Origin of the sequence: Pseudoalteromonas sp. ASV78, from assembly GCF_047806705.1 — a bacterium.
In the GTDB taxonomy this organism is placed as follows: domain Bacteria; phylum Pseudomonadota; class Gammaproteobacteria; order Enterobacterales; family Alteromonadaceae; genus Pseudoalteromonas; species Pseudoalteromonas prydzensis_A.
Genome location: NZ_JBLOPA010000001.1, coordinates 134,719 through 149,744, shown reverse-complemented (window position 1 = coordinate 149,744; position 15,026 = coordinate 134,719). Strand labels below are relative to the sequence as shown.

13 protein-coding genes are annotated in these 15,026 nt (G+C 38.3%); all 13 read right to left on the bottom strand.

Going from position 1 to position 15,026, the window contains the following annotated elements; genetic code table 11:
* Window positions 1–174 precede the first annotated feature (174 nt).
* The 13 genes from ACMVDV_RS00580 to flgH all read right to left on the bottom strand — a co-directional run bounded on the left by ACMVDV_RS00580 (window position 175) and on the right by flgH (window position 15,023).
* Complete coding sequence (locus ACMVDV_RS00580; RefSeq protein ID WP_416156832.1) at window positions 175–2,253, bottom strand: 6-hydroxymethylpterin diphosphokinase MptE-like protein; 2,079 nt, start codon at window positions 2,251–2,253, stop codon at window positions 175–177.
* An 11-nt stretch (window positions 2,254–2,264) separates the two neighbouring features.
* Complete coding sequence (locus ACMVDV_RS00575; protein WP_416156831.1) at window positions 2,265–2,564, bottom strand: hypothetical protein; 300 nt, start codon at window positions 2,562–2,564, stop codon at window positions 2,265–2,267.
* The gene (fliS, locus tag ACMVDV_RS00570; protein ID WP_149981556.1) at window positions 2,554–2,982 is read right to left on the bottom strand and encodes a flagellar export chaperone FliS; all 429 of its coding nucleotides are present in this window, start codon (window positions 2,980–2,982) and stop codon (window positions 2,554–2,556) included. The genes ACMVDV_RS00575 and fliS overlap by 11 nt, the downstream gene beginning before the upstream one ends.
* Before the next feature lie 28 nt (window positions 2,983–3,010).
* The gene (fliD, locus tag ACMVDV_RS00565; RefSeq protein ID WP_416156830.1) at window positions 3,011–4,429 is read right to left on the bottom strand and encodes a flagellar filament capping protein FliD; all 1,419 of its coding nucleotides are present in this window, start codon (window positions 4,427–4,429) and stop codon (window positions 3,011–3,013) included.
* Between the two features lie 31 nt (window positions 4,430–4,460).
* Window positions 4,461–4,895, bottom strand: a complete 435-nt coding sequence (locus ACMVDV_RS00560) for a flagellar protein FlaG (protein ID WP_416156829.1) — start codon at window positions 4,893–4,895, stop codon at window positions 4,461–4,463.
* 76 nt (window positions 4,896–4,971) lie between these two features.
* The gene (locus tag ACMVDV_RS00555; protein ID WP_416156828.1) at window positions 4,972–5,943 is read right to left on the bottom strand and encodes a flagellin; all 972 of its coding nucleotides are present in this window, start codon (window positions 5,941–5,943) and stop codon (window positions 4,972–4,974) included.
* 162 nt (window positions 5,944–6,105) lie between these two features.
* Window positions 6,106–7,080, bottom strand: a complete 975-nt coding sequence (locus tag ACMVDV_RS00550; protein ID WP_064666507.1) for a flagellin — start codon at window positions 7,078–7,080, stop codon at window positions 6,106–6,108.
* Between the two features lie 414 nt (window positions 7,081–7,494).
* A complete protein-coding gene (locus ACMVDV_RS00545) occupies window positions 7,495–8,466 on the bottom strand; it encodes a flagellin (protein ID WP_416156827.1) in 972 nt (323 codons plus the stop codon).
* 348 nt (window positions 8,467–8,814) lie between these two features.
* Window positions 8,815–10,047, bottom strand: coding sequence for a flagellar hook-associated protein FlgL (gene flgL / locus ACMVDV_RS00540; protein ID WP_416156826.1), 1,233 nt, complete (start codon window positions 10,045–10,047; stop codon window positions 8,815–8,817).
* Window positions 10,048–10,049: 2 nt separating this feature from the next.
* Window positions 10,050–12,056, bottom strand: a complete 2,007-nt coding sequence (flgK, locus tag ACMVDV_RS00535) for a flagellar hook-associated protein FlgK (protein WP_304182272.1) — start codon at window positions 12,054–12,056, stop codon at window positions 10,050–10,052.
* A 1-nt stretch (window position 12,057) separates the two neighbouring features.
* Complete coding sequence (flgJ, locus tag ACMVDV_RS00530; RefSeq protein WP_304182273.1) at window positions 12,058–13,026, bottom strand: flagellar assembly peptidoglycan hydrolase FlgJ; 969 nt, start codon at window positions 13,024–13,026, stop codon at window positions 12,058–12,060.
* A gap of 207 nt (window positions 13,027–13,233) precedes the next feature.
* Window positions 13,234–14,328 (bottom strand): flagellar basal body P-ring protein FlgI, encoded by a 1,095-nt coding sequence (locus ACMVDV_RS00525; protein WP_416156825.1) that lies wholly within the window; start codon window positions 14,326–14,328, stop codon window positions 13,234–13,236.
* An 11-nt stretch (window positions 14,329–14,339) separates the two neighbouring features.
* Window positions 14,340–15,023, bottom strand: a complete 684-nt coding sequence (gene flgH / locus ACMVDV_RS00520) for a flagellar basal body L-ring protein FlgH (RefSeq protein WP_192540968.1) — start codon at window positions 15,021–15,023, stop codon at window positions 14,340–14,342.
* Between the last annotated feature and the right edge of the window lie 3 nt (window positions 15,024–15,026).

The following is a 15,026-nucleotide window of genomic DNA, read 5'->3' as shown; positions in this document are numbered from 1 at the left end:
AGCCATGCTTTTTATATTCTTGCGTGCAGTCATAGTGGTTATTCTTCTAATGAAATGAGATATACAGTTTAATTAATAATTTTACTGCGTTCAAAGCAGCAATAAACATACCAAGTTAAAAGCTTTGCTCGCCAGTCTGCTCAACTAACGTTCTAATTATGGACTACTTATATATCATTTACATAACCGTACATTTTCTCGGTAATACTCAGGGGCATTTTCAATAAAAGTAATCCAGTGAGTAAGTGCTTTATTGTAATACTCTAAGATCTCATTTTCGTTTCCGTAATTGTATAATAAGGAAACAAGCAATGATGTTGTATAAAGAGTTTCACCTTCAAGCAACAAGAAAACATTTAAGTACTTAACCGAATTTTTGAATGAGTATAAATAACGAATACTTTTAAGTAATCGATCAAGGGCATCTGAACGCGTTGTCGCTTCTTCATTTAAAATTTCCACCATTGTTTCACAAAACTCAGAAAAACCATCAAAATTTAATAACGGTTCAACATCTGCAAACTTACAATTAGCGGAAAAGCGGTTCACTTTTATATAATCAACAACTTGTGACTTCATTAACGAAGTCGGCTCTAAATAGACATAATCGGATTTAAGCGGAGTTGCCCCCTTTATTTTTGCACCGTTGCTGCAATTGTAAAAACTAATGCCTCGATCTTTAAACGAGTTAATTAATTTTTCCATTTGTATATTACCAATACTCATAAATTCATCTGTAAGTATTGTTTGCGTAAAGTTCCCTGGGATAGCGATCTGCTTACCAATTTTCAATGGCTTATGCTCTGTCACTCCAGATTCAGCATAATAAAAACTTGATTTTGAATGGTGGTATTCTTCATCAATATAACCATTATCCACACCAAAGAGATAGATATTTTTAAAGCCCAGATGACAGGTATAACTCAGTGCTGTATTACCCACCAATGGATTACAATAAGAAAGTATTTCAGTTATTGGCTTACCGTCTAAGAATTGTGATAAATGAACCAATTGCGTGGCAGATTCATTTCCTTTTAATCCATAACCTGTCCATGGAAACAAACTAGCAACCTTTGGATGCATAACATTTGTGACCAATAAATTCATTTTTTGACGTGCTTCTTCAGGTAAAAAATCTCTTAAAAAATCATGTGTCATTTCTGTTCTTTCTAAAGCGACATGAAAATCAGGTATGATCCCTTTTTTAACTAAAGCTGTAGATGCTGAGTTACAAGAAAAAATAACAACCTTATCTTGTATATGCTGTAAAAATTCAATTTCTTGATCAAGCGAAGGCCCATTAGCAATGATGACGACTGGGTATGTCGCCATTTCATGTTTCATTGGTTTTTGAACACTCATTAATGGAAGATTATTCTCTAAATTACCTAATGTGTGTGCAATTCCCATAAGTGCATCATCAAAGAAACCGAAGCCAGTAAAGAATTGATGGAAATTCACCTTAAACTCATCTATCCATTTATTCATTTTTTTAGATGGGTAATGTTGATAGAACCAAGTATAACTAACCGAAGCGATACCTACATTACGACTTCGATCATAAATATTTTTGAATACCTCATCTTCGGACTTGCCAATTCCCAAATAAAGGAAGCTTCCATTATTATCTATACTTTCTAAAATATTTTTCCAATCAGCTACAAATAAACTTGCAAAAAAATAATCTTCATTTGGCTCAATAATATTAATAAAACTGATTTCTCGCTTTTCGATTAGCTCTGGTAAATGATAACCTAGACCAATTCCAAACAGCATCAGACTTGGTAGCTTCTCTTCTAAACAATTATTGTCTTGTAAATTTGCCTTAGCTTCGCCAAACACTTGTCCCATTTTATTCATTAAATCAATGTGAATAAAATCTAAGGGATTTTGGATTGAAGAAATTGCAGAGTGATCTGTTTTGCCCAGAATTGGCGTCTTAATATTATTATTAACTTGTTCAATAGCTTGTTTTATAGGGTCTTCAGAGTACATAGGTACCTGAGTTTCATAGTCAATAATATTAGCAGTACCATTATCATTTAAAATAAATTTAAACTGTTCGCTTGGTTGATACTTTTGAAACTTTTCAAAAATATCAGGGAAATATTTTTTAAAAACGAGCAGGTTTTCTTCAAATTTTAAATTTGCTACATTCGCAAACTCTTGTTCTCTTTTTTGCTGCGTCAATGTGTCATCAATTTTATTTGAAAGTAATTCTAACTGTTCTTCTACTGACTGATTATTTACCATCTTTAACTGGCCTATTTGATACTTTTATAAACATTGAGCTTTTTCTTCGTGCTTAAATGATTACCTAATGCCTCTGCGAACTCTCTTTTTTTTACTTCTACCTTTAGTGTTAACAGAGAGAATGTATCATATATTTTTTGATAGGCAGGTAGTTCTGAATTATCTAAAAGATGTGTGTCTTCAAAAAACGTTCGAATGGCGAGCTCTAAATTTGCAGCAGCTTCTTCCAGTGCATCTAAATCACTCGAAGCCAATAACTGTTCAGTAGTTTTAATTTGCATTTCTATGTCTACTAAGCGCTCATCCGACATTAGCATCTATACCATTTTCACTAAGTGTTTTTTCTCGAACGTCGTGAGGAATAGCATCCCAAGCAGACTTTATTTCTTTTAATAAATTAGATACTTCTTCAACAATTGCAGGATCATTTTTTATTGTTGCATCAACTAAGCGATCTATCATATAAGAATAAAGTGCATATAAATTATCAGTCACTTCACCACCAACTTTAAAATCCAAACAGCCCCTTAAGGCTTCAATAATAGCAGTCGCTTTAGATAAATGTTCGGCCTTCGCTTCCATATGTTTTCTTTCAATAGCAACTTTAGACATCACCATTTTTTCAATCGCACCCGCCATTAACATTTGAATTATTTCATAGCGATCAGCACCGGCAACACGGGTCTTGAGTGCTTCTTTCTGATAATTTTTTACTTTGGCGTTATACATATTAAAACCCTTTTAAATCAAAATTCATTTATGATTTGTTTCTTGTAAATCCAGGTAAGCTCGCAAGCTGCGCTCCTAAGTACTGTTGTGTTGACTGCATTTGCGCCAGTAACACATCTAAGCCAGCATATTGCTTTCTAAGCCTACTTTCTAATTCGGTCATTCTAAATTCATGCTTTAGCACATCATCTTCTAAATCAGTGACCTGTGTGTTTAGATTATCTTCTCGTTGTTTCAAGATCCCTTTTGAACTTACGTAATTATCTAAAAAAGATTCAAACTGTTTAGCAACACCATTTTCACCAGCAAAGGCCTTGCCAATATTATCAAAATTCTCATCCATTGCTGTATTTAAACTACGGACTAAAGTTGATTTTTCTAGGTAACCTTTCTTATCAACACCCAAACCAATATCGAAAATACTTGTGAAAGGCCCTGCATCAGTTAAATTTGTAGAAAGCATATTGACCATCTGCGAGCTCAAAGTACGAATAGTTGCATCGCTATTTAAAGGTTTACCGACTCTCGATTGCAGGCCTAACTGTCCTATTGCATTGTTATAATTAGCAATAAATTCATCAATTAATGTTGTAACACTCTCACGGTCATAGCTAACAGCTAACTTTGCCGTTTCTCCATCAACACTTTCACGCTTAGCTGTAATAGTCATATCTTGCACAGCATCTTTAAAGGTATTTGTGTCATTAGTAATCTCAATACCATCAACTTTAATTACTGCGCTTTTTGCTTCATTTCCAGCTGTTATACCAATACCACCACTACCAGGAGCTCCTCCATTAGCATCAGTAGATACATTATCAAGCTCAGCATTATCATTGGTGATTACCAAGTCATTACCAGCACCACTCACACTCGAAGTAAGTACCAACTTTGACTCTGTACCAGTATTTATTATATTTGCTGTTACACCAAAATTATCATCCGAGTCATTAATTGCGTCACGTAAATCAGCTAATGTCGCACCCGCATCGAGAGTTAGATCAAAGCTTTTGTCTCCAGCAGCAAATGATAAGGTGCCTCCAGAAGCAGTAACTACATCGTCAGTAGAAGAAAATAAAGGAGGTACAGCATCGTTTGAGGTTGCACGACTACCCTGAGCCAGTGCTAAAACTTCAATTTTAAAATTACCAGGCGTAATATCTTTTGTTGGAGTAACTGAGACAAGATCACCGTCATCACTTGTTGGTTGAGTGATATTAGCAATGCGTTTATTGAAGTTATCAGGATCTGCTAGCTTTTTTATTGTGTCTTGTAGCTTGGATAACGCAGACTTGATCTCTCCGATTGATGAAATTTCAACCTCTAGTGACTTATCTTTTTTTGCAAAAGCATTCATTTTTGGAACATTTTCGGCATCAACAGTTGCCTGAATGATACTTTCAAGGTCCAACCCAGATCCAATACCTGCGGATGTTATAAGTGGCATACCTCTCTCCTACTATCTGTTCCAAAAAATATTATACTGTTTGATTAAATAACAAACCTTTATTAGTAAGTTTATCGGCAAATTCATCTAAAGCTTTAGCAACTTCTCTAAACTCTTCAGTGGGAATTTCGCGAATAACTTCTTCGCTTGTTTTATCAAACACTTTGATAATTGGCGGATCGCCCTGCTCATCAAATTCAAACTTCAAATTTGTTGAAGTAACGGGAATATACTTATTTAATTTCTCTAAGTTTTCTTTCACTTCATCAATCAGTGCTTTTCTTTCACTTTCAGAATCAAGCTGCTGGCTATCATCAACAAGTGCGGGCTCTCTACCAGCAATTTTTTTACTAGCTTGTTCAACAGTTGCTTTTTTACTTGCTTCGTTTAACTCATTTTTATTTATAAACGTTGAATTAGTGGTGAAATTTTCACTCGATTTAATTAATGCACCTAAGTCAGCCATGATAGCTCTCCTTCAAAATACAAACAAAGTATAAGTCATTATCGAGATAATATCCCAATAATGACCTAATAGCTGCCTACCCTAGTAACGATAATGCTACTTGTGGACGCTGGTTTGCTTGACTGAGAATTGAGCTACTTGCTTGTTGTAGTATCTGCATCTTAGTTAAATTTGCTGTCTCTGATGCAAAGTCAGTATCCTGAATACGCGAGCGAGCAGCGGACAAGTTTTCAGAAATGTTAGATTGATTTCGAATTGTAGATTGGAATCGATTCTGCACCGCACCTAATTCAGCACGTTTTTTGTCAACTACAGCAATCATTGCATCCATACCAGCTAAAACATACTGTGCATTTGTTTGTGATGAAACACTGATACCCGTTTCAGTAAACTTAGTTGCAAAGTCGCTTGTAGCACCAATCGCAGAGCCTGCGATGTCAGATACACCAGCAGCAAGCGTGGTTAAACCTTTACCACCTACAGCACTAGCAACACCGGCAATACCTGATATAGTAAATCCACCATTAGTTGAAATGCTATTTGTAGCTGCAGTACCACCTACGTTTTGCATACTAAAACCTATGGTTTGGACCGCATCAGCACCAACCTGAAATTTAGCATCATATTTGCCATCTAAAAGGTTTTGCCCACCAAAGGTAGTATCTTCTGCAACACGATTAACTTCAGCAGCTAATGATCTTATTTCTTCTTGAATCGCTAAACGATCTTCATCAGTATTTGAACCATTCGTTGCTTGTTGAGCAAGAGTACGAACTCGTTGGAACATTGTTGTTACTTCGTCCAGAGCGCCCTCAGCCGTTTGAGCAAGTGAAATGCCATCATTAGCATTACGATTACCTTGATTCAAACCATTAACTTGACCAGTTAAGCGATTCGAAATCTGCATACCAGCACTGTCATCTTTTGCACTATTAATGCGTAAGCCTGACGATAGACGTTGAAAGGATGTATCAAGCTGATTACCAGATTTCATTAACTGGCGCTGTGCGTTCAGTGAACTCACATTAGTATTTACATAGATAGCCATATTAGCCTCCGCTTTATCATTTTATAACTCAATAACGAGATACCCCTACCCAGTTATTAAGTCGACATAGAGTCCTAGATCTGTAGTTCTCTAAATCAGTTATCGTCTGATAAAGCGAAAGCTTTAGCTTTATTTGTAAAATAATTTAACTTTTATTTAATTTTAACCTTGTAATAAGCTTAAAGCAGCTTGAGGTCTTTGATTTGCTTGACCTAAAATAGTTTGACTAGCTTGTTGTAAAATTTGGTTTTTAGTTAAGTTTGCAGTTTCCATTGCAAAGTCAGCATCTTTGATTCGAGATTTTGCAGAAGCTAAATTTTCAGAAATATTAGCTTGGTTACGAATAGTCGATTGAAATCTGTTTTGTACAGCACCTAATTCAGCACGTTTTTTATCAACAACAGCTATCATTGCATCCATAGCAGCAAAAACTAGTTGCGCATTTCCTTGGCTAGAAACACTAATCCCACCGGCTGTAATACTACTAAAACCAACTGTAGCTTCTGTTAATGAAGAAGAAACATTACTGATACCCGCTGCTAATGTAGACATCCCCTTACCTGCAACGGCTGAAGCAATACTCGCAATACCAGACATAGTGAACCCACCATTAGCCGAAACACTATTCGCCCCTCCGGCAGAAGTGCCCACATCCTGCATACTAAAACCAATAGTCTGTACTGCATCTGCGCCAACTTGAAAACTCGCAGCATAACTACCATCTAGAAGGTTTTGTCCACCAAATGTGGTGTCAGCAGCAATTCGATTTACCTCTGCAGATAATTGACGGATCTCTTCTTGAATTGCCAAACGATCTTCGTCGGTATTTGACCCATTCGCAGATTGTTGTGCCAGTGTTCGAATACGTTGAAAAGTCGACGTAATTTCATCCATTGCACCTTCAGCTGTTTGTGCTAATGAAATTCCATCATTGGCATTTCGGTTACCTTGGTTTAAACCCAGGATTTGCGATTGTAAGCGATCAGAGATTTGCAAACCTGCCGCATCATCTGCAGCACTATTAATACGTAAACCTGAAGATAGACGTTTGAATGAGGTATCAAGGTCACCTCCAGTTCTTTCAAGTTGTCTTTGCGCATTTAATGCACTCACATTTGTATTTACATATAAAGCCATAATAAACTCTCTTCTTATCTGTCAAAGTTAAGCCATCACCTTGAGGTGGTGGTATTTGACAAAGTGACTCATTACAACGGCAAACTTTAATTGCCTGGGGCAAAAAACTGCCACTTTGCAGGTTAGTTAAAACTTAATAAGACTAGAGCAAGCTTTAGGCCAACTTTATAGATAGAGTTGCATTGAATTAGAAAAACGAGAAAAGGGCCTGTAAGGCCCTTTGAAGATAAGTTTGAGAGTGGGTTTTTATTGTTGGCATATTTTATGCTTAACAATATATGTTCTTACAAATATTAGAACAATACAGGATTTTTAAGCGCCTCCGCTTTATCAATCCGTTTCAGCGCCTTTGTTAATACCCCATTAGACAAAGGCGCTACATTCTTAGTCAATTAATTGACTTATCCCAACCAATTATCCTAGAAGACTCAATGCAGCCTGTGGACGTTGATTAGCCTGGCTAAGAATTGTTTGGCTTGCTTGTTGTAAGATCTGCATCTTAGTTAAGTTCGCTGTTTCTTGTGCAAAGTCAGTATCTTTAATACGTGATTTTGCAGCACTTAGATTTTCAGCAATATTTGATTGATTACGAATCGTTGATTGGAAACGGTTTTGCACCGCACCTAATTCAGCACGTTTTTTATCAACAACCGCAATCATTGCGTCCATACCAGCTAAAACATACTGTGCATTTGTTTGTGATGAAACACTGATACCTGTTTCAGTAAACTTAGTAGCAAAATCGCTAGTAGCACCAATCGCAGAGCCTGCAATGTCAGATACACCAGCTGCAAGGGTACTTAAACCTTTACCACCGACAGCACTGGCAACCCCAGCAATACCTGACATAGTAAATCCACCATTTGTAGATATACTGTTAGTTGTAGCTGTGCCACCTACATTTTGCATGCTAAAGCCAATTGTTTGTACCGCATCAGCACCAACTTGGAACTTGGCATCATAAGTTCCATCTAGTAGATTTTGACCACCAAAGGTAGTATCTTCTGCAACTCGGTTTACTTCAGCGGACAAAGATCTAATTTCTTCTTGAATCGCTAAGCGATCCTCATCAGTATTTGAGCCATTAGTTGCTTGCTGTGCAAGAGTACGTACTCGTTGAAACATTGCTGTAACTTCATCAAGTGCACCCTCAGCAGTTTGTGCTAAAGATATACCGTCATTTGCGTTACGGTTACCTTGGTTTAGACCATTAATTTGTGATGTTAAACGGTCAGAAATTTGTAGACCTGCCGCATCATCTTTTGCGCTATTGATACGCAAACCAGATGATAAACGTTGGAATGATGTATCTAGTGCATTACCAGAATTATTTAATTGTCTTTGTGCGTTTAACGCGCTAACATTTGTATTTACGTATAAAGCCATGATATCTCTCCAGAAGTAAACTTATCATTTACTCTCAAACTTACTAGATTAAGCAATGGTTGTTATTTACAACACTTTGCTTGGTTAATTAAGTTATCGGTCTAGCAAAAAAATCCTTTAGCTTTTTTTTTATTTTTTTTATATTATTTTTTAAGCTCATGTAATTTAATAAATTTTATCGTTATTAAATTAATAAAGTTTATTAAACAACTAAAGAGATTATTATGCTGATCTTTTTCTTCAGGAAATTATTAAGCTGTTAAATAGTAAGGAGATGATCTTAAAAGGCTGGGAAAATACTAGAGTAAGGCAATATTTTGCCTTACTCTTGATGTTCTTATAACTTACTTATAAGTAATCGAACAGTGATAATTTAGCTAAGCGGCCAAAAGTTGCCTGCGAAGCTTGCAGTGCAGTTTCTTGTTTAGTGAGCTCTGTAATGGCCTCAGCCATATCGAGTTCAACCAAATCAGCACGCGATGATTTATTATTTACATCCAAATCAGTATTCGATTGGGTGATTTTTTTAGCTGTATTTAAACGCCCACCTAAACCGGCTTCAGTTAAAGAGACCTGATTTTTACTGTTATCAATTTGGATCATCGCCGCAGCCAATACTTGGTCATAATCTTCTTGACTAATTGTTGGGTCAGTTAACCCTGTTATTAAGTCGCTTAGCGTGTTTAAAATATTTTCTTTTTTTGGCGCTTCTAAAGTAAAGTCTACCTGCCCGTTTGCAACTGGGCTAATATCAATTTCCATCCCCGCAAGTTTAATTTTTGCTCCCTCAAAACTACCCGTGCTGACGATATTCCCACCTTGTTCGAGCTGATATGTATTAGGTGTACCGGCGGTCGTTATAATATTAAACGTATTTGCACCGGCCCCAGCTGCAGGATCAGCGTTATAATTCGCTTTATGAAATGCATCAAACGGAGCTTGCTCACGTACATACACTTTTGCACTGGTGATACCACCCGATACAACGCCGTCATTAGAGGCGACATTTAAGCGCGCATTGACCTTTTCAAAGGTATCAACCCCGTTATCGCTGGATTTGATCTCAACCCCTTCTGCAACTTTAATCTTGTGCTGACCTTGGTCACCGCCATACACATATTTACCTGTTGATGAATCTAAGGAATAAGTTTGGGTGTTATCCTGATAGCCTGAAAATATATATTTGCCATCTTCAGTTTTGGCATTCATTAAATCAAGCACACTACTTTGTATCGATTTAAGTTCCTCAGCAATACCTTCACGGTCTATATCTGTATAAACCCCATTACCAGCTTGAATCGCGAGTGTATAAGCTTTCTCAAGTGAGCCTTTGATATTCTCAAGCACACTTTCTTGGGTATTTAACCGGCTCGTCAGCATAGTAATATTTTTACTATACTGTTCATTCGTTTGAATACGGTCGGTATACAGTAAAGCCCGCGCAGTTGCCGATGGATCATCTGCAGCGGTCAGTACGCGTTTTTGGGTATTAACTTGTTCTTGCGCTTTATTAACATTTTGTTGGTTATTCAAAATAGAATTTAAGCTATTTTGATACATTTGGTTATTTGATAAACGCATAATTACCTCGCAGCACTAAGTAAAGTGTCGAAAATTGTACGAGCTGCTGAAAGCACTTGTGCAGAAGCTGCGTAAGACTGCTGAAAACGCAATAAGTTTGCAGCTTCTTCATCTAAATTCACCCCTGACAATGACTCATACCACGCCTCTGACTGTTGGGCTAATGCGTCAAAAGCAGCCCCGTTGGTCATAGCTTGATTGGTTACAACACCAATATCAGTGACTAACCCTGCATAGGCTTGATTGAATGTTTTATGGTTATCAGCTGATGCGGTCGTGGTAACATTTTGCCGCACTAACTCGCCGCTTTGTAGCCCAGCCAACATTAAGCCATTGCGGTTATCATCAAAGCCGCCTTCATTAAATTCTAATGTAAAGCTATCACCTATAGCTGGTGTTCCTTCAATGTTAAAATCAAAACCATAGCTGTCATACGGAGCGCCAGCTTGAGCAAGCATATTCTCAGCAGGAGGAGTTATAGTAAATGTTGTTGTTCCGTTGCCATCTGTAAGTGTGTATTCATTTGCGTTTGCGGTTTTGACAATACTAATATCACCATTCGCTAAAGCTGGTGGACTTGTCGTTGTAAAGCCACCGCTAGTTACACTGCTCACTGTTCCAGCAGATATATTGGCATTACCAGTATTATTTATGTTATCGGCTGTACGGATAGGTGATGCCAATGCGAGCGCTTCAGGCCTATCGGTGGCGAGTGTTAAACTTGATGCGGCTTGTGCATTAAGCTTTACTGAAAATTGATCGCCAACATTACCACTACCCGACACATTTAATTGTAAACCATACGACTCTCCGCCAGTAATCGTTGATGAATCAATTACGCCAGCGACGATATCCGCGGTTGCAGGAGTTCCTAATGGCTGACCTTTATTATCGACAGGTTGTATTTCAACAGTTGTGCCACTGGTATAAGTAACAATAAAGTCACTGGCAGGAATTTCACTGCCTTTGCCGGGCTCTAAAGTCGCCGTTATACTTGAATTGCCAGTATTGGCTTGATAAGCGTGACCGCCAATAGTTGGGATTGTAAAAATATCCCCACCGAGTTCGCCATTACCGTCCATTCCTAAACGGTTTTGTTGATTAAACGCATCTGCAATCGCCAAGCCCATTTGGCCAAGTTGATTTTGCGCGGGTACTAAAATGTCATCACGAAATGCCAGTAGGCCACCTATTTTACCTTTTAATTTACTCGCATCCACTTCAAGCGGCACCGCTTTGCCGCCATCTATATCTAAATGTAATTCTTTAAAATTAGGATCCGGATCGCCAGCCATCGAAAATAAATTAAATGCACCATCTTGCATTACTAATGACTCACCAGTGCCCATAAAAACAAGCTTCTCACCATTGGGGCCATCTAGTGTTTCTACATCGATTAGCTCTGATAATTTACGAATAGCTAAATCTCGTTCGTTATACATAGTGCTTGAGTTTGCTTCGTTGCGTGTACCATTTACGGTCGCAATTTGCTTATTCAAGCTGCTAATATTTTGAATTAATGTATTGGCTTCATCAGAAAAAATTTCTAACTGCTCATTCACGATATTTTTTTGATCAAATACAATGCCTGACAAACGCTCCATTTGATCAAGCAAGTTTTCTGCATCTGTCATCACTAATGAGCGTGCAACAGATGAAGACGGTTGATTTAAACTTTCCTGCACATTATTGAATAACGAATTCATACTGGTCGATAAACTATTGGATTCTTGAGAAAACAAGCTATCAACACGACCCGCTTCAGTGACAAATTGATCAAAAAAGGTTTTATTTGAAGTATCGCGATTGAGCTGTTTTTGAGCAAACTCATTTAATAAGCGATAGGTATCTCCACGACCAACTTGATTGTCGATCATGGTCATATGCTCTGTACGCTCGCGTACATAACCCACTGTGTTCACATTGGCAATGTTCTTACTGGTGGTTTGTAGCAATTCTGAATTAGCGCGAACGCCTGAGCTTGCAATGTCAAATAAGTTAAACGACATTCTAATTTACTCCTTGGCGAACCAATGTTGCCGCCAATGTTTTTAGTTCGGTTCGGTTAAGCACTTGCTTAATTTTGTCAGCGTAATTGGGGTCTGTGGCATAACCTGCTTTTTGTAATGAGTCTAAGAAAGCAGCCGGTTTTGCGGTATTTTGTAACGCTTCTTGGTAACGTGGATTTTCTGTCAAAAACTCAACAAAATCATTCACACTGTCTTTAATAGAATCGTATGCTCGAAAGCTTGCTTGTTTTTTAACTGGCGTGCCTTGTTCAAATTCGAGTGTCATTTTATTGGCTTTCTCACCCTGCCAGCTTTTATCTGATTTGATATTAAATAAGTTAAAGCTACTGTTGCCATCACTTTTATTAATAATATGTTTCCCCCAGCCAGTCTCAAGTGCCGCTTGTGCAACCATCACCGCTGGGTTCAAACCAATTTTTTCAGCCGCTGTTTTCGCATGTTCCCAAACACTGCTAATAAAATCTTCAGCATTTTCAAATTGCGGTTTTTGCGCTGTTGATGAACTGCTATTAACAGCCTTGGTGTCAGTCGTATTATCGGCATTTTTACCGGTTGCACGTTGATCACTAGTAAAATCATCGACAGTGCGCAGCACTGAACTAGGGGTAAAGTTTTTTCCATCAGGAGAGAGTTGTTGCACTATGAGATCGGCTAAACCCAATGAGCCTTTTGAAGATAAATCAACCGATAACTGTTGATCATGCATTTCTTCAAAAAACTTTACACCACTGGAATTAAAAGGACTGTCTTCGTCTTCAAACGCTTCATTTGCTTTGCGCATGCTTTTAAGCAACATTTGCGTAAAAATAGATTCAAATTGTGCCGCTGCTTTTTTTAGCGCTTCTTTTGATGCTTCAGGCGAGGCATCACTTTTTAAGGCATCTTGACGTAAGGTATTAAGATTGCCTAAATCAAAGAAGTTTTGTTTATCGAGATGATTAGTATCCATCAGCAAGTTGACACAGTGATTAATAATGAAATTAATAATGCAATAATTGAGCCAAGGCGAGTTTGCAGATTACTTATAAAGAGTGCGAGTTTGCGAGTTTGCGAGTTTGCGAGTTTGCGAGTTTGCGAAAGTATAAAAGCGTTGATTAATTATGCAAGTCAAGCCCCCCTAAATGCGAGTTAACGCAAACTTAGGGGGTCAATATGGTTAAATAACCACGAGTTGACCGTTGATGGCACCCGCTTCTTTTAATGCTTCAAGGATTGCCATTAAATCCCCCGGTGCAGCACCTACTTCATTAATTGCGCGTACTAAATCGTCAAGGCTCACACCTGGGTTGAATACAAAGGCTCGTGAATCATCTTCGTTAACATCAATAATACTTTGATTAGTAACGGCCGTTTCCCCTTCACTTAATGCGTTAGGCTGAGATACATTTTGCTGTTCTGCAATTGTAACCGTTAGGCCACCATGGGTAATTGCCGCTGCTTGTAACTTTACATTTTTACCTATTACTATAGTGCCTGTGCGTGAATTAACGATAATTTTTGCCGAGGTATCGGCTGGTTTAAACTCTAAATTTTCAAGCGTTGATAAATAAGCAACACGCTGTGATGCATCACGCGGAGCAAGCACACGAATTGAGGCTGCATCAAGTGCGTGTGCGCTATCAGGGCCAACCAACTCATTAATCGTTTGCTCTAAACGTTTTGCCGTCGTAAAGTCAGGACGATTTAAGTTAAAAGTAATATAATCGCCTTGCATAAATGGGCTTTTAATTGCACGTTCAACCGTTGCGCCATTGGGAATACGCCCTACTGTTGGGGTATTCATAACAACCCTACTACCATCGGCGCCTTCAAGGCCTAAACCACCGACAATTAAACTACCTTGCGCTACTGCATAGGTATTACCATCAACCCCTTTTAAGAAAGTTTGCAATAATGTGCCACCGCGTAAACTACCGGCACTGCCGATTGACGATACAGTAATATCAATAGTTTGACCGGGTTTTCTAAATGCAGGTAACTCGGCATGAACAGCAACCGCAGCCACATTTTTAATCTTAGGCTTTAAATTCGATGCCATGGTAATACCAAAGCTATTGAGCATGGCTTTAAAGCTTTGTTCAGTAAAACGACTTTGCTCACCGGTGCCAGGTAAACCGACTACCAGGCCATAACCAACTAACTGGTTTGAGCGAACACCTTCAACCATTGAGACATCTTTGATACGTTCAGCGCTGGCACTACAGTGCCAAACTAATAAACATATACACAGCAACGCTTTCAAGCTATTCATATCAACATCCTTTAAAAAGGGAACAGAGAACTACTGAAGAATCGTGTTAACCACCCTCCCGTTTGAGTCTCTTGCATTTGCCCTTTCCCAGAATACTGAATGCGCGCATTCGCGATTCTGTTAGAGGTCACAGTATTATCTGCGGTAACATCTTGCGGACGAACAAGCCCTTCAAGACGAATAAATTCTTCACCGGTGTTTAAGGTTAACCACTTTTCACCACGGATCACTAAATTACCATTCGGTAATACCCGCATCACATTCACCGAAATATCACCAAATAAACTATTAGATTGATTTGACTTAGTATCCCCTTTAAATTTTGCACCACTGCCAACACCAAATTGAATACTATCGCCGCCAATATTAACGGGTAGTCCGCCTAAACCAATGACAGGGTCGAGGCTAGCATCACTTTGTTTATCCGTTTCAGTTTTAGCTGCTTTTGATGATTGCGTTGATTCTTGCAGTTTAACTGTAATTATATCCCCGGTGCGTAAGGCTTTTTTGTCTGAATATAAATCGTTTGATAAGTAACTATCAAACAATGAGCCTGTTGGTACGACTTGCTCTGCGGCAGGCTCTGGGTACATAGGAGCATAGTATGGATCATCTTGAACCACGCTGTGGTTTTGAGTCGTCATACAGCCACTCAAGATAAATGCACCAGTTAAGACTATAGATAAATTACGCATAAC

Bases quoted from the DNA above. Each gene is read 5' to 3' on its own strand.
- flgK (WP_304182272.1), bottom strand. From the start codon at position 12,056: ATGTCGTTTAACTTATTTGACATTGCAAGCTCAGGCGTTCGCGCTAAT.
- fliS (WP_149981556.1), bottom strand. From the start codon at position 2,982: ATGTATAACGCCAAAGTAAAAAATTATCAGAAAGAAGCACTCAAGACC.
- ACMVDV_RS00580 (WP_416156832.1), bottom strand. From the start codon at position 2,253: ATGGTAAATAATCAGTCAGTAGAAGAACAGTTAGAATTACTTTCAAAT.
- flgJ (WP_304182273.1), bottom strand. From the start codon at position 13,026: ATGGATACTAATCATCTCGATAAACAAAACTTCTTTGATTTAGGCAAT.
- flgL (WP_416156826.1), bottom strand. From the start codon at position 10,047: ATGCGTTTATCAAATAACCAAATGTATCAAAATAGCTTAAATTCTATT.
- fliD (WP_416156830.1), bottom strand. From the start codon at position 4,429: ATGCCACTTATAACATCCGCAGGTATTGGATCTGGGTTGGACCTTGAA.
- ACMVDV_RS00525 (WP_416156825.1), bottom strand. From the start codon at position 14,328: ATGAATAGCTTGAAAGCGTTGCTGTGTATATGTTTATTAGTTTGGCAC.
- flgH (WP_192540968.1), bottom strand. From the start codon at position 15,023: ATGCGTAATTTATCTATAGTCTTAACTGGTGCATTTATCTTGAGTGGC.
- ACMVDV_RS00560 (WP_416156829.1), bottom strand. From the start codon at position 4,895: ATGGCTGACTTAGGTGCATTAATTAAATCGAGTGAAAATTTCACCACT.
- ACMVDV_RS00550 (WP_064666507.1), bottom strand. From the start codon at position 7,080: ATGGCTTTATATGTAAATACAAATGTGAGTGCATTAAATGCGCAAAGA.
- ACMVDV_RS00555 (WP_416156828.1), bottom strand. From the start codon at position 5,943: ATGGCTATCTATGTAAATACTAATGTGAGTTCACTGAACGCACAGCGC.
- ACMVDV_RS00545 (WP_416156827.1), bottom strand. From the start codon at position 8,466: ATGGCTTTATACGTAAATACAAATGTTAGCGCGTTAAACGCACAAAGA.
- ACMVDV_RS00575 (WP_416156831.1), bottom strand. From the start codon at position 2,564: ATGTCGGATGAGCGCTTAGTAGACATAGAAATGCAAATTAAAACTACT.